At 69.6% G+C, this 17,871-nt stretch carries 16 protein-coding genes; all 16 read left to right on the top strand.

Translation table 11 applies throughout. The features are described 5' to 3' along the window. Positions 1–18 precede the first annotated feature (18 nt). The 16 genes from EY822_RS00450 (at position 19) to EY822_RS00375 (ending at position 17,784) form a co-directional block, all read left to right on the top strand. Entirely contained in the window at positions 19–1,800 is a 1,782-nt protein-coding gene (locus EY822_RS00450) for a peptidoglycan D,D-transpeptidase FtsI family protein (protein ID WP_150306472.1), read from the top strand. A 10-nt stretch (positions 1,801–1,810) separates the two neighbouring features. Next, entirely contained in the window at positions 1,811–3,355 is a 1,545-nt protein-coding gene (locus EY822_RS00445; RefSeq protein ID WP_150306471.1) for a Mur ligase family protein, read from the top strand. A 4-nt stretch (positions 3,356–3,359) separates the two neighbouring features. Further along, positions 3,360–4,769 carry a UDP-N-acetylmuramoyl-tripeptide--D-alanyl-D-alanine ligase gene (locus EY822_RS00440; protein WP_150306470.1) on the top strand — a complete coding sequence of 470 codons (1,410 nt, stop codon included), beginning with the start codon at positions 3,360–3,362 and terminating at the stop codon, positions 4,767–4,769. After that, positions 4,763–5,863, top strand: a complete 1,101-nt coding sequence (mraY, locus tag EY822_RS00435; protein WP_150306469.1) for a phospho-N-acetylmuramoyl-pentapeptide-transferase — start codon at positions 4,763–4,765, stop codon at positions 5,861–5,863. Before EY822_RS00440 ends, mraY begins: the two co-directional genes overlap by 7 nt. Next, the gene (murD, locus tag EY822_RS00430) at positions 5,848–7,371 is read left to right on the top strand and encodes a UDP-N-acetylmuramoyl-L-alanine--D-glutamate ligase (RefSeq protein WP_150306468.1); all 1,524 of its coding nucleotides are present in this window, start codon (positions 5,848–5,850) and stop codon (positions 7,369–7,371) included. Before mraY ends, murD begins: the two co-directional genes overlap by 16 nt. 148 nt (positions 7,372–7,519) lie before the next feature. Beyond that, positions 7,520–8,764 carry a putative lipid II flippase FtsW gene (ftsW, locus tag EY822_RS00425; RefSeq protein WP_227496897.1) on the top strand — a complete coding sequence of 415 codons (1,245 nt, stop codon included), beginning with the start codon at positions 7,520–7,522 and terminating at the stop codon, positions 8,762–8,764. Then, positions 8,761–9,846: a UDP-N-acetylglucosamine--N-acetylmuramyl-(pentapeptide) pyrophosphoryl-undecaprenol N-acetylglucosamine transferase gene (locus EY822_RS00420; protein WP_150306467.1), complete on the top strand. Its 1,086-nt coding sequence runs from the start codon at positions 8,761–8,763 to the stop codon at positions 9,844–9,846. Before ftsW ends, EY822_RS00420 begins: the two co-directional genes overlap by 4 nt. 72 nt (positions 9,847–9,918) lie before the next feature. Further along, a complete protein-coding gene (murC, locus tag EY822_RS00415; protein WP_150306466.1) occupies positions 9,919–11,322 on the top strand; it encodes a UDP-N-acetylmuramate--L-alanine ligase in 1,404 nt (467 codons plus the stop codon). A 200-nt stretch (positions 11,323–11,522) separates the two neighbouring features. After that, the gene (locus EY822_RS00410; RefSeq protein ID WP_227496896.1) at positions 11,523–12,224 is read left to right on the top strand and encodes an FtsQ-type POTRA domain-containing protein; all 702 of its coding nucleotides are present in this window, start codon (positions 11,523–11,525) and stop codon (positions 12,222–12,224) included. Between the two features lie 214 nt (positions 12,225–12,438). Further along, entirely contained in the window at positions 12,439–13,614 is a 1,176-nt protein-coding gene (gene ftsZ, locus EY822_RS00405) for a cell division protein FtsZ (protein ID WP_150306464.1), read from the top strand. After that, the gene (locus EY822_RS00400) at positions 13,611–14,291 is read left to right on the top strand and encodes a YggS family pyridoxal phosphate-dependent enzyme (protein ID WP_150306463.1); all 681 of its coding nucleotides are present in this window, start codon (positions 13,611–13,613) and stop codon (positions 14,289–14,291) included. The genes ftsZ and EY822_RS00400 overlap by 4 nt, the downstream gene beginning before the upstream one ends. Before the next feature lie 33 nt (positions 14,292–14,324). Continuing rightward, positions 14,325–14,822 (top strand): cell division protein SepF, encoded by a 498-nt coding sequence (locus tag EY822_RS00395; protein ID WP_150306462.1) that lies wholly within the window; start codon positions 14,325–14,327, stop codon positions 14,820–14,822. 44 nt (positions 14,823–14,866) lie between these two features. Continuing rightward, a complete protein-coding gene (locus EY822_RS00390; RefSeq protein ID WP_227496895.1) occupies positions 14,867–15,166 on the top strand; it encodes a YggT family protein in 300 nt (99 codons plus the stop codon). A 161-nt stretch (positions 15,167–15,327) separates the two neighbouring features. Continuing rightward, positions 15,328–16,212, top strand: a complete 885-nt coding sequence (locus EY822_RS15555; protein ID WP_150306461.1) for a DivIVA domain-containing protein — start codon at positions 15,328–15,330, stop codon at positions 16,210–16,212. Positions 16,213–16,243: 31 nt separating this feature from the next. Beyond that, entirely contained in the window at positions 16,244–16,864 is a 621-nt protein-coding gene (gene lspA, locus EY822_RS00380) for a signal peptidase II (RefSeq protein ID WP_227496894.1), read from the top strand. Further along, positions 16,864–17,784, top strand: a complete 921-nt coding sequence (locus tag EY822_RS00375) for an RluA family pseudouridine synthase (protein ID WP_150306460.1) — start codon at positions 16,864–16,866, stop codon at positions 17,782–17,784. The genes lspA and EY822_RS00375 overlap by 1 nt, the downstream gene beginning before the upstream one ends. Positions 17,785–17,871: the final 87 nt, after the last annotated feature.

The raw sequence follows: 17,871 nt of genomic DNA, 5'->3' as shown, positions 1-17,871 counted from the left end.
CCAACGGAAGGCCAACGAGTGTCGACTCGATCCCACCGGCGGCGAATCGCCTTCGCCATGCTGACCATCGCCATAGTCCTCGGGATCTTCGTCGTGAAGCTCGTCGACATCCAGGTCGTGCAGGCCGATGAGATCAACGCGGATGCGCTCGACAAGCGGTCCATCCCGAACCTCACGTTCGGCGTGCGCGGCAACATCGTCGACTCGGACGGCGTGACGCTCGCCGACAGCGTGCTGCGCTACGACGTCACCGCATCGCCGAGGGATGTGCGGGACTTCACCCGCTACAGCACGACCGCGTCCGGCGTCGCGGTGGAGACCGACGTCACCTGGCCGGAGGCCGCCGCCGAGATCGCCGCGGAGACCGGGCAGACGGCCGGCGAGGTGCAGCGGATCATCGCCGACAAGCTCGCCGCCGACCCCGACTCCAATCACGCGTACCTGGCCCGTGGAATCGACACCGAGGCCTACCGGGCCCTCGTGCAACTGGGCATCCCGGGCATCTACTTCGAAGCGGTGCAGAGCCGCACCTACCCCAACGGTCAGGTGGCGGGCAACCTCGTGGGCTTCGTCGGTTCCGACGGCGCCCCGCAGGCCGGGCTCGAATACACCGAGAACGACTGCCTGCAGGCCACCAACGGCTCCGAGACGTACGAGAAGGGCGCGGACGGCGTCCGGATCCCGGGCAGCACCGTCACCGAGAAGCAGGCGGAGGACGGCAACGAACTCGTGCTCACCATCGACCGCGACCTGCAGTGGTTCACGCAGCAGGCGGTGGCCGAGCAGGCGCAGGCCGTGGGCGCGCCCTGGGGCGTCGCCACCGTGCAGGAGGTCAAGACCGGCAAGCTCCTGGCCGTGGCGGACTATCCCTCCGTCGACCCCAACGACGTCAACCTGACCGAGGAGCAGTACCGCGGTTCCCGGGTCTTCAACTCGCCGTACGAGCCGGGGTCGACCTTCAAGTCGGTCACCGCCGCGGCGCTCGTGGACGCCGGGCTCGCGAACGCGGGAACGCACGTGCTCGCGCCCTATCGCTTCACGAAGGACGGCGCGAGCCTGCGCGACAGCTTCGGCCACCCCGACCTGCCGCTCACCCTCGCCGGCGTGCTCGCCGAGTCCTCGAACACCGGCATCTCCATCCTCGGCGAGCGGATGCCCACCGCCGACCGGTTCGATCTCATCACCGATTTAGGTGTGGGGCAGCGTACCGAGGTCGGCTTCGCCGGCGAGGAACCCGGGATCGTCCCCGACCACACGTCGATGGACGTGCAGACGAAGTACGCGACCATGTTCGGTCAGGGTCTCGCCACCACGGCGGCCCAGGTGTCGAGCATCTACCAGACGCTCGGCAACGACGGCGTGCGCATGCCGGTGCAACTGGTGGAGGGGTGCCGCACCGCCGACGGCGAGTGGATCAGCCAGCCCACCGGAGAGCCCCGCCAGGTGATCTCCGCCCGTGCGGCCGACGAGACCGTGCACATGATGGAGACCGTGGTCACCGACGGTCACTTCGGCGACACCCTCGTCATCCCGGGCTACCGGGTCGCGGCCAAGTCGGGCACGGCCCAGGTGTCGGACGGCAGCGGCGCGTACGGCTCGAACTACCTCGTGTCGATGGCCGGCGTCGCTCCCGCGGAGGACCCGGAGTACGTCGTGACGATCAGTCTCGCCAACCCCACTACGATGAAATCGTCGGCTGCGGCAGCCCCGGTGTTTCAGAAGATCATGTCCCAGGTGCTGAAGACCTATCGAGTCCCGCCCTCCAGCGTGCCGTCACCCAACCTTCCGACGACCTACTGAGAGTGAGGCCATGAGCGCCCAGGCTCCCCAGGCTCTCCGGCCCGAGCATCCCATCGCGCGGTCGCTTTCCGGACTCGCATCCGACTTCGCACTGGACCACGTCGGCTCGATCGACGATGTCGAGGTGAGCGGTGTCTCGCTCTCGTCCACCGACATCGCGCCCGGCGACCTGTACGTCGGCGTGAAGGGCAGGTTCGCGCACGGCGCGAGCTTCGCGGACGCCGCCCGGGACTCGGGAGCCGTCGCGGTGCTCACCGACCCGGAGGGCGCCGAGCTCGCCGCCTCGAGCGGGCTCCCCGTGCTCCTCACCGCCGATCCCCGTGCCGCGCTCGGCGACGTGTCGGCGTGGATCTACCGCACGGGCGACCACGCGCCGACGATGTTCGCCGTCACCGGCACCAACGGCAAGACCAGCGTGGTGTACCTCCTCGACGGCATCCTGCGCCAGCTCGGCGTGGTGACCGGTCTCACCTCGACGGCGGAGCGCCGCATCGGGGCCGTCAGCATCGCCTCGCGGCTCACCACCCCGGAGGCCAGCGAACTGCACGGACTGCTCGCCCGCATGCGCGAGGCGGAGGTGCGCGCCGTGTCCATCGAGGTGTCCGCGCAGGCCCTCAGCCGCCACCGCGTCGACGGCCTCGTGTTCGACGTGGCCGGGTTCATCAACCTGAGCCACGACCACCTCGACGACTACGCCGACATGGAGGAGTACTTCCGGGCGAAGCTCGCCCTGTTCGATCCCGACCGGGCCCGCCGCGGCGTCGTATCGCTCGACTCCGAGTGGGGCGAGCGCATCGTCGCCGAGTCCCGCATCCCCGTGGTCACCGTTTCGGCGACGCCGGGAACGGCCGCCGACTGGACCGTGCGCGTGCTCGCAGAGGAGGCCGAGTACACCGAGTTCGAGCTGTCGGGCCCGGACGGGCGCAGCCTCGTCACCCGCGTGCCCGTGCTCGGCTGGTTCATGGCGGCGAACGCCGCGTTGGCCATCGTCATGCTCGTCGAGTCCGGGTTCGACATCGGCGCCATCGCCCACGTGCTCGATCGGGACGGCGGCATCGACGCCTTCATCCCGGGACGCGCGGAGCGCGTGTCCGGCTCGTCCGGGCCCACCTTCTACGTGGACTACGGTCACACGCCCGACGCGTTCCTGCAGACGCTCCTCGCCATCCGCAAGTTCACGCCCGGCCGCATCTTCATGGTGTTCGGCGCCGACGGCGACCGCGACACCACCAAGCGCGTGGACATGGGCGAGATCGCGGCGCACAACGCGGATGTGGTGATCGTGACCGACTACCACCCCCGATTCGAGGACCCGGCCGAGATCCGCGCGGTGCTGGTCGCCGCCGCACGAGCCGCGGTGCCCGACCGCGAGGTGCACGAGATCGCCGACCCGAGCCAGGCCGTGCGCACCGCGGTGTCGCTCGCGCGCGAGGGCGACACCATCCTGGTCGCGGGACCGGGGCACGAGGACTATCACGAGGTCGCGGGCGTGAAGATTCCGTACTCCGCGCGAAACGACGCGCGCGAGGCGCTGCGCGAAGCCGGCTGGGAGTAGAGGAATGCTCGAACTTCGACTGTCCGAGATCGAGGCCGCAGTTGGTGGTCGTCTCCTGCTGCATGCCGGAGCGACGCCCGACACCGTGGTCGGCGGTGCGGTGGAGACGGATTCCCGCGAGATCGCCGCGGGCGGCATCTTCGTGGCCAAGCCCGGCGAGACCACCGACGGACATCTCTTCGCCCCGGCGGCGGTTGCCAACGGTGCCGCCCTGCTCCTCGTCGAGCGCGAGCTCGAGCTGGACGTGCCGCAAATCGTGGTGCCCGACGTCGTCGACGCGCTCGGCGCGCTGGCCACCGAGGTCGTGTCGCGGGTGCGAGCGGGCGGCACGCTCACGATCGTCGCCGTGACCGGCTCGAACGGGAAGACCACCACCAAGAACCTGCTGCGCTCGATCTTCTCCCTCGTGGGCGAGACGGTCGCGCCGATCGCCTCCTTCAACAACGAGGTGGGCGCCCCGCTCACCATGCTCAAGCTGACGCCGGAGACCCGCTACCTCGTCGCGGAGATGGGCGCGAGCGCCCCCGGCGAGATCCGGCGGCTCGTGCGGATGGCCAAGCCGGACGTCGGCATCGTGCTGACCGTCGGCCTCGCGCACGCCGGCGAGTTCGGCGGCATCGAGACCACCCTCCGCACCAAGACGGAGATGGTCGCCGATCTGGAGCCGGCCGACACTGCCGTGCTGAACCTCGACGACCCCCGCGTCGCCTCGATGGCCGACAAGACCGACGCCCGGGTGGTGTTCTTCGGCACCGGGCCGGACTCCGCCGTGCGCGCCACCGACATCGACGCCTCCGCACGCGGCACGGCCTTCACGCTGCACCTCCCCGGCGACCGATCCGCCCGCGTCGCCTTCCGCGTGCTGGGGGAGCACCACGTGACCAACGCCCTCGCTGCCGCGGCCGCCGCGGATGCCCTCGACATCCCGCTCGACACGATCGTCGCCGCGCTCGAGTCCGTGGAGCGTGCCGAGCGCTGGCGGATGGAACTGCTCGGCGGCAACGGTGTCACGGTCATCAACGACGCCTACAACGCCAGCCCCGACTCCATGGCGGCGGCGCTCCGCACCCTCGCGCAGATCGCCACGCCCGACCAGCGCACCGTCGCGGTGCTCGGCGAGATGAGCGAGCTCGGCGAATTCGCCGGAGAGGAGCACGACCGCATCGGCGAACTCGCGGTCCGGCTCAACATCAACCAGCTCGTGGTCGTCGGGCGGCCCGCCCGTCGCCTGCACCTCCAGGCGATCGCCCAGGGATCGTGGGACGGCGAGTCCGTGTTCGTGGAGACCCCGGACGAGGCCTACGACACCCTCAAGGACTCCCTCCGACCCGGCGACCTCGTGCTCGTGAAGTCGTCGAACTCGGCGAGCCTGCGGTTCCTCGGCGACCGACTGGGAGAATTGTTCGCGTGGTAGCCCTCCTTTTCGCCGGCGCGTTCTCGATGGCGTTCACCCTGCTGATGACACCCCTGTTCATCCGGTTGTTCAAGCACCTGGAGTGGGGCCAGTTCATCCGCGACGACGGACCGCAGGCGCACCACACCAAGCGCGGAACGCCCACCATGGGCGGGCTCGTCATCATCCTCGGTGCCACTCTCGGCTACTTCCTCGGTCACCTGGTGAACGATCCGGACGAGATCACGCCGTCCGGGCTGCTCGTCATCCTGATGATGGTGGGCCTCGGGTCCGTCGGGTTCCTCGACGACTTCCTGAAGACGCGCAAGCAGCAGAGCCTCGGCCTCGGCGGCTGGCAGAAGATCGCCGGTCAGCTCCTCGTGGCGGTGGTGTTCGCGCTCCTCGCCATCTCGATCGTCGATCCGAGGACGGGGTTGAGTCCCGCCTCGACCTCGATCTCCTTCATCCGGGACCTCCCGCTCGACTTCCTCACCCTCGGGCCCATTCTCGGCATCGGTCTCTTCGTGATCTGGATCGCCCTCATCGTCGCCAGCGCGTCGAACGGCGTGAACGTGGCCGACGGCCTCGACGGCCTCGCCGCAGGATCGTCGATCCTGGCCATCGGCTCGTACGTGATCATCGGCTTCTGGCAGTTCAACCAGTCCTGCTCCTCGTCGCAGCTCTCCGCCGACGTGGCGTACAAGTGCTACGAGGTGAGCAACCCCCTCGACCTCGCCGTCATCTCCGCCGCCATCGTCGGATCGCTGATCGGCTTCCTCTGGTGGAACACCTCGCCCGCTCAGATCTTCATGGGCGACACCGGCTCGCTCGGCCTCGGCGGCGCCCTCGCCGCTCTCGCCGTGCTCAGCCGCACCGAACTGCTCCTCGTCTTCATCGGTGGCATCTTCGTGATCGTCGCCGGATCCGTGATCGTGCAGCGGATCTACTTCAAGCTCACGCGCGGCAAACGCATCTTCCTGATGAGCCCGCTGCACCACCACTTCGAACTCAAGGGGTGGGCGGAGATCACGGTGGTGGTGCGCTTCTGGATCATCGCCGGACTGCTCGTCGCCGCGGGCGTCGGCACCTTCTACCTCGAATGGATCTCACGCTGATTCCCCACGACGACCTGGCCGCCCTGACGAGCTGGCACGCGCGGTGGGCGGGACTCCGCGTCGCGGTGCTCGGACTCGGTCGCACCGGGTTCGCGGTCGCCGACACGCTGGTCGACCTCGGTGTGTCGGCGCTCGTCGTGACCGAGAGCGCGCCCGAGGCGCAGGCGTCGCTGCTGCGGGCGATCGGCGTGCCCTACGTCGCGGCCGACGAACTGCCCGCGGCGCCGGGCGTCCCGCGCCCGACACTCGCCGAAGCGGGCAGCGCCGCCCTGGCGGACTTCGGACCGGAGCTCGTCATCGTGTCGCCCGGCTTCGCGCCGACGCATCCGCTGCTCGGCTGGGTGGCGGACGCGGGCATTCCGATCTGGGGCGACATCGAGCTGGCGTGGCGCCTGCGCGACCGCCTGGGCACCCCCGCCGAGTGGCTCACGGTCACCGGTACGAACGGCAAGACCACCACCGTGCAGCTCACCGAGCACCTGCTCCGCTCGGCCGGTCTCCGCGCTGCCGCGGTGGGCAACATCGGTGTGCCGGTGCTCGACGCCATCGTCGCCCCCGAGCCGTTCGACGTGCTCGTGGTGGAGCTGTCGAGCCATCAGCTGCACTACCTCCCCGACACACTCACCCCGCATTCGAGCGTCTGCCTCAACATCGCCGAGGATCACCTGGAGTGGCACGGGTCCCTCGACGCCTACATCGCCGCCAAGGGCAAGGTCTACGCCAACACCCGGGTCGCCTGCGTGTACAACCGGGCCGATCCCGTGACGGAGCGACTCGTCGAGGACGCCGAGGTCACCGAGGGCGCCCGCGCGATCGGCTTCGGCCTCGACAGTCCGGGCCCGAGCGACTTCGGGATCGTGGACGGGATCCTCTGCGACCGTGCGTTCGGCGAGGACCGCCACACCACCGCCCTCGAGCTCAGCACCGTCGCCGAGCTCGCCGCAGTCGGCCTCGGGGCGCCGCACATCGTGGCGAACGTGCTCGCGGCCAGCGCCCTCGCCCGTGCCATCGGGGTGCCCGCGGCGAGCATCCATGCCGCCCTCGGCAGTTTCCGGCTCGACCGCCACCGCATCGAGCCCGTCGCCTCGCACGCCGACGTGCACTGGGTCGACGACTCGAAAGCGACCAACCCGCACGCGGCCGACGCGTCGCTGCGCGCGTACCCGTCCGTGGTCTGGGTCGTCGGCGGGCTGCTCAAGGGAGTGGAGCTCGACGAGCTCGTGCAGCGCCACGCGTCGCGGTTGCGCGCGGCGGTGGTCATCGGCGTGGAGCGGGCGGACGTGCTGCGGGCATTCGCGCGACACGCGCCGGAGCTGCCCGTCTTCGAAGTTCAGGCGGGTGACACTGGACAGGTCATGCCAGCCGTTGTGGAACGGGCCGCGGGGGTCGCGATTGCGGGGGACACCGTTCTGCTTGCGCCCGCGGCCGCATCCATGGACCAGTTCACGGACTACTCCGATCGCGGCAGGCGATTCCAGGCGGCGGTACACGAGTTCTACGGGAGGTAACCGAGTGGCACAGGCTCCGCGCACCCCGCCCCGGCCCACCGGATCGACGACCGCGCGACCCGCGGCCGCCCGACAGAATCCCGGACCGACCCCGACCTCCCGACCCTCGACCGCCCGGCCGGTGCTCGCGGTGAGCGGCAGGAGGCCCTTGACCGCTCGCCCCGTGGCGCATCCCGTCCCCGGCTCCGAGGAAAGCGACGGCCGCCCCGGCACCGACCGCGCACGGGCCACCAGGATCTCGCTCGGTTCGGCCTTCGCGGCCGAATCGGGCAACTACTTCCTCCTGCTCGGCACCGTGCTCTTCCTCGTGTCGTTCGGGCTCGTCATGGTGCTCTCGGCCTCCACCATCGACTCGTTCAACGACAACCAGGGCTTCTTCGGCGCCTTCCTGCGGCAGGCGCTGTACGTGTTCATCGGGGTCCCGCTGATGCTCGTGGTCTCGCGGATGTCGCCGCAGTTCTGGAAGCGCTGGGCGTGGGTGCTCATCGTCGGTGCGAGCGTGCTGCAGCTGCTGGTCTTCTCCCCGCTCGGATACTCCGTCGGTGAGAACCGCGGGTGGATCCGGATCGGCGGATTCACGGCCCAGCCGGCCGAGGCCGTCAAGGTCGCCCTCGTGGTGTGGCTCGCGTACATCCTCTCCCGCAAGCGGCATCTGCTGAACTCGTGGCCGCACGTCATCATCCCGGCCGGCCCGGTGGCCGGCGGCGCGATCCTCCTCGTCATGCTCGGACAGGACCTCGGTACCGTGCTCATCATGGCCGCCATCGTGATCGGCGCCATGTTCTTCGCCGGCGTCCCCCTGCGCATCCTCGGCACGCTCATCGCGTTGGGGGCCCTCGGCTCCGTCGTCATGACGATGACGAGCGCCAGCCGATCGTCTCGCGTGATGAACTTCATTCAGGGCACCTGCGACTACGCCTCGGACTGCTGGCAGCCCACCCACGGCATGTACGCCCTCGCCGCCGGCGGCGTGTTCGGCGTGGGACTCGGCAACTCCAAGGCGAAGTGGTCCTGGCTGCCGGCCGCCGACAACGACTACATCTTCGCGATCATCGGCGAGGAGCTCGGCATGATCGGCGCGATCGTCGTTCTCCTGCTCTTCGTCGTGATGGCCGTGGCGTTCATCCGCATCATCCGCTCCACCACCGACTCGTTCTCGCGCATCCTCACCGGTGCGGTGATGGTGTGGATCATCGCGCAGGCCTTCGTCAACATCGCCGTCGTGCTGCGGCTCCTGCCCGTGCTCGGCGTGCCCCTGCCGCTCATGTCCTCGGGCGGGTCCGCGCTCATCACCACGCTGGTCGCGCTCGGGATGGTGCTCGGCATCGCCCGTAAGCCCCCGACGGGGGAGCTCCCCGACGTGACGCCCATCGGCGCGGGCCTCGCCCGATGACGGTCTACCTCCTCGCGGGGGGCGGCACCGCCGGTCACGTCAATCCACTCCTCGCGGTGGCGGACTGCATCCGATCCCGGGAACCCGAGTCGACGGTGCTCGTCCTCGGCACGCGGGAAGGGCTCGAGGCCCGCCTCGTGCCCGACCGCGGCTACGAACTGCTGACCATTCCCCGACTCCCGTTCCCACGCCGGGCCAACCGGGCCGCAGCGCGATTCGCACCGGACTTCCGGCGCACCGTGGCCACCATCGCCGGCATCCTCCGCGACCGGAACGTCGACGCCGTAGTCGGCTTCGGCGGCTACGCCGCCGCGCCGGCCTATCTCGCCGCCCGATCCACGCGCACCCCGCTCATGCTGCACGAGGCGAACGCCAAGCCCGGCCTCGCGAACCGCCTCGGCGCCCGGATCACCCCGCACGTCGGCGTCGCGTTCCCGAACACGCCGTTGCGCCGCGCCACCGTCGTCGGCATGCCGCTCCGTTCCGAGATCACCCGGCTGGATCGGGAGGCCATGCGGGCGGAGGCCCTCGCGTTCTTCGGTCTGAGCCCTGAGCGCCGCACCCTGCTCGTGACCGGGGGGTCCACCGGCGCCCGTCGTCTCAACGGCACCGTCGGCACCAGCGCCGCCGCCGTGGTCGCAGCGGGATTCCAGGTACTGCACATCGTGGGCGGCAAGCAGGAGTTCGAGCCGCCGGTGCTCGAGCACTACGCGATGCTCCGCTACTGCGATCGCATGGACCTCGCCTTCGCGGCGGCCGACTTCGCCGTCTCCCGCGCCGGAGCCGCGACCCTCAGCGAGCTGACCGCTCTCGGCATCCCCGCGGCCTACGTGCCGTACCCGGTCGGCAACGGCGAGCAGCGGTACAACGCGGTGAGCGTGCTGGCGGCGGACGGCGGAATACTCGTCGAAGACGCGGCGTTCACCCCGAGCTGGGTCGAGCGGGAGCTGGTGCCGCTCCTCGGCGACGAGCAGAGGCTCGAGCGCATGGCCGCCGGTGCGGCATCCGTGGGAGTGCGTGACGGCGACGCCCGCATGACCGACCTGATCCAGCGCGGGTTGGCGGATCGCGCTCCGCGCTGATCCCCGACCCATCCGCCTGCCGTATCGTGAAGCGCGAGGCGCGCACCCACCACCGAAGAGGAAGCATCTCCCGTGATCAAGCCTGACCCGACGCTCGTACTGCCCGACGACCTGGGCGCCCTGCACTTCGTCGGGATCGGCGGCTCCGGCATGAGCGGAATCGCTCGACTGTTCCTCGCCGCCGGCCACACGGTCACCGGCTCGGATGCCCGCGAGAGCGCCAACATCGACGCGCTCCGGGAGCTCGGAGCCGTCGTGCACATCGGCCACGACGCCGCACACGTGGGGGCCGCCGACACGCTAGTGGTGACCAGCGCGCTGTGGCAGGAGAATCCCGAATACCAGCTCGCCCTGCAGCGCGGCATTCCGGTACTGCACCGATCGCAGGCGTTGGCCTGGCTGATCTCCGGCTCCCGGCTCGTCGCCGTCGCCGGCGCCCACGGCAAGACCACTTCCACCGGCATGATCGTGACCGCGCTGCTCGCGCTGGACGCGGATCCCAGCTTCGTGAACGGGGGAGTCATCGAGGGGCTCGGGGTGAGCTCCGCTTCCGGATCGGGAGAGTTGTTCGTCGTCGAGGCCGACGAGTCCGACGGCTCGTTCCTGCTCTACGACACATCGGTCGCCCTGATCACCAACGTGGACGCGGATCACCTCGACCACTACGGAACCCACGACGCCTTCGACGCCGCCTTCGTCACGTTCGCCGACCGCGCCCGTGAGCTCGTCGTCATCTCGAGCGACGACGCCGGAGCACGCCGGGTACGCTCCGGGCTGTCCCACCGCAGGGTGATCACGTTCGGGGAGGACGAGAGCGCCGACGTGCGCCTGCACTCCGTGGGCACGAGCGGCCCCGTGTCGCTCGCCCTCCGCCACGAGGGCGAGGACTACACCACCACCCTGCGGGTGCCGGGCCGCCACAATGCGCTCAACGCGGCGGGCGCCTTCGCCGTGCTCGTCGGGCTCGGCTTCGATCCCGCCCGGAGCCTCGACGCGATCGCCGGATTCGGTGGTACCGAGCGCCGGTTCGAGCTGCACGGAACCGTGCGCGGGGTCAGCGTCTACGACGACTACGCCCACCATCCCACCGAGGTGGCGGCAGCGCTCCGCGCCGCCCGCACGGTCGTCGGCGACGGGCGCATCATCGCCGTGCACCAGCCGCACCTCTACAGCCGCACGCAGCTCATGGCCGGTGACTTCGCCGCCACCTACGAGGAGCTGGCCGACGAGACGATCGTGCTCGACGTCTACGGCGCGCGCGAGGACCCGGTGCCCGGAGTGACCGGCGCCCTCGTCGCCGACCGCTTCACCGACCCCGACCGGGTGGCCTACCTGCCCGACTGGCAGGAGGCGGCCGATCGAGCCGCCGCGATCGCCCGGCCGGGCGACTTCGTCATCACCCTGAGCTGCGGCGACGTCTACCGGATCATCCCGCAGATCCTCGACTCGCTGAGTGCGTCCGGCCCGACCGAATGAAGCGGCCCCAGGGATTCAACCCGGAGGCTCCCGGCGGGCCCGGAAAGCCGACGCCTCCACCGGAGCCGGTCCGCGCCCCGGGGAAGCCCCGCCCTGTCGCCCGTGCCGTCCCCCGGGAATCGACGCGGTCCGCGGAGGCCGAGGCCCGCGGGTCCCTGCGCCGGGCGAAGCGTGAGCGCCGCAGATTCGAACGGGACGAGGTGCGCCGGTTCACCCGTCGGAGCAGGCGCCGCAGAATCGGCTGGCTCACCGCGGCCGGAGCGGTCGCAGTGCTCGCCGGACTGCTCCTCGTCGCCATCTACTCCCCGCTGCTCGCCCTGCGGAACATTCAGGTCGAGGGTGCGTCCCGCATCCCCGCGGGCGAACTCGTCTCGGCTCTCGACGACCAACTCGGCACACCCCTGCCCCTGCTCGATCTCGGCCGGGTGCGTGACGAGCTGCGCGCGTACCCCCTCATCGAGAGCTACTCCACCGAGAGTCGCCCACCCGACACCCTCGTCGTTCGCATCGTCGAACGGACGCCCATCGCGACGGTGCCCGCGGAGGACGGCTTCCGGCTCGTCGACCCGGCCGGTGTGGTGATCGAACTGCTCGCGGAGCGCCCGGCGGGGGTTCCGCTCCTCGACATCGGGGACGCCGACACATCGAGCGACCGATTCGACGCGGCCGCCGAGGTCCTGGTCGCCCTGCCGGCCGACTTCGTCGGATCGGTCGACACCGTGAGCGCCAGCACGCAGGACGACGTGAGCCTCGTCCTCACCGACGGCACCCGCGTGGTGTGGGGGAGTTCCGACGCATCCGCAGTGAAGGCCGCCCGGCTCCCGGCGCTCGTCGAAGCGAACGCCGGTCGCGAGGTGTCGGAGTACGACGTCTCCTCGCCCGACAACCTCGTCGTCCGCTAGCGCAGGTCATACCCGCGCTGTCGGCGGTCGCGCCCGTGGTTCCGGACGCGCGATCGACGAGGGAAGAACTTTCCGACACACCTTTTTGCGACACGCGGGTGTGTCCTCCCGGATCGGGCATAACGCGCCCGTACCTTCGGAATCAGGAAATACATACTGAGTAAAACTTTAAACCTCGACTACAGGTTTAGGGTTCCAGCGGAGGCCGGTCATCGTGTCAAGTAACCAGAACTATCTCGCCGTGATCAAAGTCGTGGGTATCGGCGGCGGCGGTGTCAATGCCGTCAACCGAATGATCGAACTCGGTCTGCGCGGCGTCGAATTCATTGCGATCAATACAGACGCTCAGGCGCTCCTCATGAGCGACGCCGACGTCAAGCTCGACGTCGGACGCGAGATCACTCGCGGCCTCGGCGCGGGCGCCGATCCGGAGGTCGGCCGTCGTGCCGCCGAGGATCATGCCGAGGAGATCGAGGAAGCGCTCGCCGGCGCCGACATGGTCTTCGTCACCGCGGGCGAGGGCGGCGGAACCGGCACCGGTGGTGCCCCCGTGGTCGCACGCATCGCGAAGTCGATCGGCGCCCTCACCATCGGTGTGGTCACCAAGCCGTTCGGGTTCGAGGGCAAGCGCCGCCAGGCGCAGGCCGACGTGGGTGTCGCGACCCTGAAGAACGAGGTCGACACCCTCATCGTGGTACCGAACGATCGGCTCCTCGAGATCAGCGACCGAGGCATCAGCATGCTCGAGGCGTTCTCGACCGCAGATCAGGTGCTGCTGGCCGGTGTGCAGGGCATCACCGACCTCATCACCACGCCCGGCCTCATCAACCTCGACTTCGCCGACGTCAAGTCGGTCATGCAGGGCGCCGGTTCGGCACTCATGGGCATCGGCTCGTCGCGGGGCGCGGACCGGTCGATCAAGGCCGCCGAGCTCGCCGTCGCCTCACCGCTGCTCGAAGCGAGCATCGAGGGTGCGCACGGTGTGCTGCTGTCCATCCAGGGTGGTTCGAACCTCGGTATCTTCGAGATCAACGACGCCGCCAAGCTCGTGCAGGAGGCCGTCCACCCCGAGGCCAACATCATCTTCGGTGCCGTCATCGACGACACCCTCGGAGACGAGGTGCGCGTCACCGTCATCGCCGCGGGCTTCGACGGCGGCGAGCCGAACCCGAAGGTCGTGGAGGGTCGACGGTCCAACTTCGTCCCCGCCGCCCAGCAGGTGCCCGTGCTGGCCGGTGCATCGGTCGGCGACAGCCGGTCCGGGAGCTCCGACACCGGAGCGCAGCGCTGGTCGCCCGCGGCCGAGGCGCCGAGCCTTCCCCCGCGGAACGAGAACCACCCGAAGTTCGAGGACGACAGCGACCTGGACATCCCCGACTTCCTGAAGTGACGAACGAACCCGACCTCGCGCACCGCCTCACCGCGGTGCGCGAGGGCGTGTCGGACGCCCTTGCGGCGGCCGATCGGATCGGCGAACCGATCGTGACGGTCGTCGTCACCAAGTTCCATCCCGCCGGGCTCGTGCGCGAGCTGCACTCGCTCGGCGTGCGGGACTTCGGGGAGAGCCGTCACCAGGACGCGCGGGAGAAGGCCGTCGAGTTGGCCGATCTCGATCTCACCTGGCACTTCGTCGGGCAGTTGCAGGGCAAGAAGGCGCGCCAGGTGCAGCGGTACGCCCGCGTGCTGCACTCCGTGGACCGGGTCTCTCTCGCCGAAACGCTCGGCGACGCCGACCCGAGAACGGATGTCTTCGTGCAGGTGAACCTGACGGAGGACCCGACTCGGGGAGGCGCCGTTCCCGCGGACCTCGAGGCCGTCGCCGAGCGCGTGCTCGCGAATCCGGCGCTCGTGCTCCGCGGCGTCATGGCCGTCGCACCCGTGGAGTCGGAACCCCGCCGGGCCTTCGCGCACCTGCGCGAACTGTCGGATCGCGTGCGCCTGCTCGACCCCACCGCCGACCGTATTTCGGCCGGTATGACCAACGATTTCCGCGATGCGATCCTCGAGGGTGCGACACACCTTCGCATTGGATCGGCAATCACGGGCAAACGCCCAGAGCGGCGTTAATGTCGAATCAGCGATCCACTCACGGAGGTAATAATGGCCAACCCGCTCCGCAAGACCATGGTGTATCTCGGTCTTGCCGATGAAGAGCTCGACTACGAGACTTCGCAGCAGCCGCAGAACACGCAGCAGCAGCAGCAAGCGTCTCCCGTAGCCGCCGTAGCTCACCCGGTGCAGGCGCAGCCCAAGCGCGCCTCGGTCACCCCTCTGCACAAGCCCTCGACCACCACAAGGAATGCGGCGCCGGCTGACATGAACGAAATCCTCACCGTCCACCCCAAGGCCTACAAGGACGCCCAGGTCATCGCGGAGAACTTCCGCGAGGGCATCCCGGTCATCATCAACCTCTCGCAGATGACGGAGCAGGACGCGCGCCGCCTCATCGACTTCGCCAGCGGCCTCTCGCAGGGCCTGTTCGGCAAGATCGAGCGCGTCACCAACAAGGTGTTCCTTCTCTCGCCCGCGCACGTCGTCGTCTCCGGCGATCAGTCCGCGGCCGAGGCGGACATCGAAGCGTCATTCTTCGCGCAGTAGGCGGTGGGGCGAGTGGCCCCCTCGACCCTTGTCATACTTGATCCGTGGGAAATATCGTTTCGCTGACCGCCTTCCTGTTGTGGTTCGCTCTGCTGCTCTTCATCCTGATGATGTGGGGACGGTTCGTGCTCGACCTCGTCCAGGCGTTCTCGCGCGAGTGGCGACCGCGGGGGGCGGTGCTCCTGCTCGCGGAAGCGTCGTACACGGTGACCGATCCACCCATCCGATTCGTGCGGAAGATCATTCCGCCGCTCCGGCTCGGGCCCGTCGCGCTCGACTTCGGGTGGATGCTCACCATGCTGGCCGCCATCATCCTGTTCAACATCGCCGGTAGCCTGCGCTGATCGCGGCGGCACCGCCCATCGGCGCGTTTCGCGCCGATGTATCCTGAGTCGGATGTCGCGCCGAACGTCTCCTCCCCGGGAGTCGCCCCTCCCGAGGGCGCACGGTTCGCGTCAGCGCGCGTTCCCCCTTCCGCACGATCGAATTCCCGAGGTGGCAGTCCATGGCTCTGACTCCTGAAGACGTTGTCAACAAGCGTTTCCAGCCGACCAAGTTCCGCGAGGGATACGACCAGGACGAGGTCGACGACTTCCTCGACGAGGTCGTCGTCGAACTGCGTCGACTGAACCAGGAGAATGCCGAGCTGCGCGCGCGCCTTGACGGCGGCACCCCGGCTCCCGTCGCGGCCGACATCGATCCCGCCGACGTCCCGCCCGCCACGGCGGCGCAGTTCGCGGAGGTCCCCGCGACCGACGCCGCGATCACGGCCGGCGAACCCGCCGTCGACGCCGGACCGGTAGCGGTCCCCGTCGACCTGGATGACGAGACGGCGAGCACCGCCAGTCTGCTGCAGCTCGCGCGACGCCTGCACGAGGAGCATGTGCAGGAAGGCCTCCAGCGCCGGAACGCCCTCATCGCGGAAGGCGAGGCCAATGCCGCGCGCATCACCGCAGACGCGGAAGCGGCGCAGGAGGCACGGCTCGTCGAGGCGGAGGCGGCTCAGCACGCCCGGCTCGCGGACATCGAGGCCGCGCAGCAGGTGCGGATCGTCGAGCTGGAGACCGAGCAGCAGGCGCGGCTCGCCGAACTCGAGGCCGAGCAGCAGGCGCGGCTCGCCGAACTCGAGGCCGAGCAGCGAGCCCGGCTCGCCGAGGCCGAGGCGGCCGAGCGGGCGAGGATCGACGCGCTCGACTCCGACCGTCAGCAGCTGGAGGCGCGGGTCGACGAGTTGCGGATCTTCGAGCGCGAATACCGCGAGAACCTGAAGGCGTACATCGAGAGCCAGCTCCGCGAGCTGGACGGTTCCGACGAGGTCCCGAGCGGGCGGGCCGCCACGGACGCGAATGAGGGGTCGTTGTCCGATCGCCAGGACAGTGCCGGAGGTTAGCCCCGTCGACGGCGGTCGTTCCGGTTCGCGCATGCGCACCGGGACGCTGGTGCTCCTGGTAGTGGTGGCCGCGGGGGTCTACGCGTTCGACCAGATCAGCAAGGCGCTGGTCGTCGAGAACCTCACCGAGTTCGAGCGCATTCCCGTGCTCGGGGACCTGCTCGCCTTCCAGTTCGTGCGCAACTCGGGCGCCGCTTTCTCGCTCGCGAGCGGCAGCACCTGGATCTTCACAGTCATCGCGAGTGCCGTCACGGTGTTCATCGTGATCTTCGCCCGCCGCATCCGATCCACCGGTTGGGCCGTGCTGTTCGGACTCCTCTTGGGCGGCACGGTGGGAAACCTGACCGATCGCTACTTCCGGGAGCCAGGGTTCCCCAGCGGCCACGTCATCGACTTCCTGCAGATCCCGCTGCTGCCCGCGATCTTCAACATCGCCGACGTGGCGATCGTGAGCAGCATGGCGGTGTTCCTCGTGCTCACCCTCCGGGGGATCGGGCTCGACGGCACGCGGGAGGTGCGAGGCGGCACGGCCGACCCCGCGGCCGTCCACCCCGAGGCCGTCGAGCCGGCGGCGGATGCGTCCCAGGCCCGGCCCGACGCACCGTCGATCGCCCCGCCACCCGCCAGCACCACCGACCCGGATCGCACCTGATGGAATCTCGTACCCTGCCCGTTCCCGACGGCCTCGAGGGCGTGCGGATGGATGCCGGCATCGCCAAGCTGCTCGGCTTCTCCCGGACCTTCGCCGCGGAGGTGGTCGACGCGGGCGGTGTGTCCGTCGACGGTTCGATAGCCGACAAGTCCGACCGGTTGCGGGCGGGGAGCTGGCTCGAGGTCACCTGGCAGCCCCGCGCCGAGGTCAGCATCGTTCCGATCGCCGTACCGGATCTCCGCATCGTGCACGATGACGACGATCTCGTCGTCATCGACAAGCCGGTCGGTGTCGCGGCGCACCCGTCCGTCGGCTGGACCGGTCCCACCGTGCTCGGGGCCCTCGCCGCAGCCGGCTTCCGCATCAGCACGTCGGGTGCGACCGAACGCGCGGGCATCGTGCACCGCCTCGATGCCGGAACCAGCGGCCTCATGGTGGTGGCCAAGAGCGAGAGCGCGTACAGCGCCCTGAAGCGGCTCTTCCGCGACCGGGAGGTCGAGAAGGTGTACCACGCGGTCGTGCAGGGCCACCCCGACCCGCTGTCGGGCACGATCGACGCGCCCGTCGGCAGGCACCCCTCCTCCTCGTGGAAGTTCGCCGTCACGTCGGCGGGCAAGCCGTCCGTCACGCACTACGAGACGATCGAGGCGTTCCCCAGCGCGTCCCTCCTCGAGGTGCACCTCGAGACGGGACGTACGCACCAGATCCGCGTGCACATGGCCGCGCAACGGCACCCGTGCGTCGGAGACGCGATGTACGGCGCGGATCCCACCATCTCCGCGCGACTGGGCCTCGATCGCCAGTGGTTGCACGCCAAGCAGCTCGGCTTCGTGCACCCCGCGACCGGCGAACCCGTCCTCTACACCACCGGGTATCCCGACGACCTGCAGCACGCTCTCGACGTGTTGCGGCAGGACTGACGCCCGTCCCGCTTAGGCTAGATCGACCCCCGCACAACCTCCGCTAGGAAAGGGAACCCGTGCCTTCCAGCGCCGATTCGTTCGTCC

It is taken from the genome of Planctomonas psychrotolerans (genome assembly GCF_008642235.1).
In the GTDB taxonomy this organism is placed as follows: domain Bacteria; phylum Actinomycetota; class Actinomycetes; order Actinomycetales; family Microbacteriaceae; genus Planctomonas; species Planctomonas psychrotolerans.
The sequence above is the reverse complement of the archived record's forward strand: the minus strand, read 5'-3'. Positions and strand labels throughout refer to the sequence as shown.

Coding starts and splice junctions, on each gene's coding strand:
- EY822_RS00445 (WP_150306471.1), top strand. CDS start 1,811: ATGAGCGCCCAGGCTCCCCAGGCTCTCCGGCCCGAGCATCCCATCGCG.
- EY822_RS00440 (WP_150306470.1), top strand. CDS start 3,360: ATGCTCGAACTTCGACTGTCCGAGATCGAGGCCGCAGTTGGTGGTCGT.
- murD (WP_150306468.1), top strand. CDS start 5,848: ATGGATCTCACGCTGATTCCCCACGACGACCTGGCCGCCCTGACGAGC.
- EY822_RS00420 (WP_150306467.1), top strand. CDS start 8,761: ATGACGGTCTACCTCCTCGCGGGGGGCGGCACCGCCGGTCACGTCAAT.
- EY822_RS00395 (WP_150306462.1), top strand. CDS start 14,325: ATGGCCAACCCGCTCCGCAAGACCATGGTGTATCTCGGTCTTGCCGAT.
- EY822_RS15555 (WP_150306461.1), top strand. CDS start 15,328: ATGGCTCTGACTCCTGAAGACGTTGTCAACAAGCGTTTCCAGCCGACC.
- lspA (WP_227496894.1), top strand. CDS start 16,244: ATGCGCACCGGGACGCTGGTGCTCCTGGTAGTGGTGGCCGCGGGGGTC.
- EY822_RS00375 (WP_150306460.1), top strand. CDS start 16,864: ATGGAATCTCGTACCCTGCCCGTTCCCGACGGCCTCGAGGGCGTGCGG.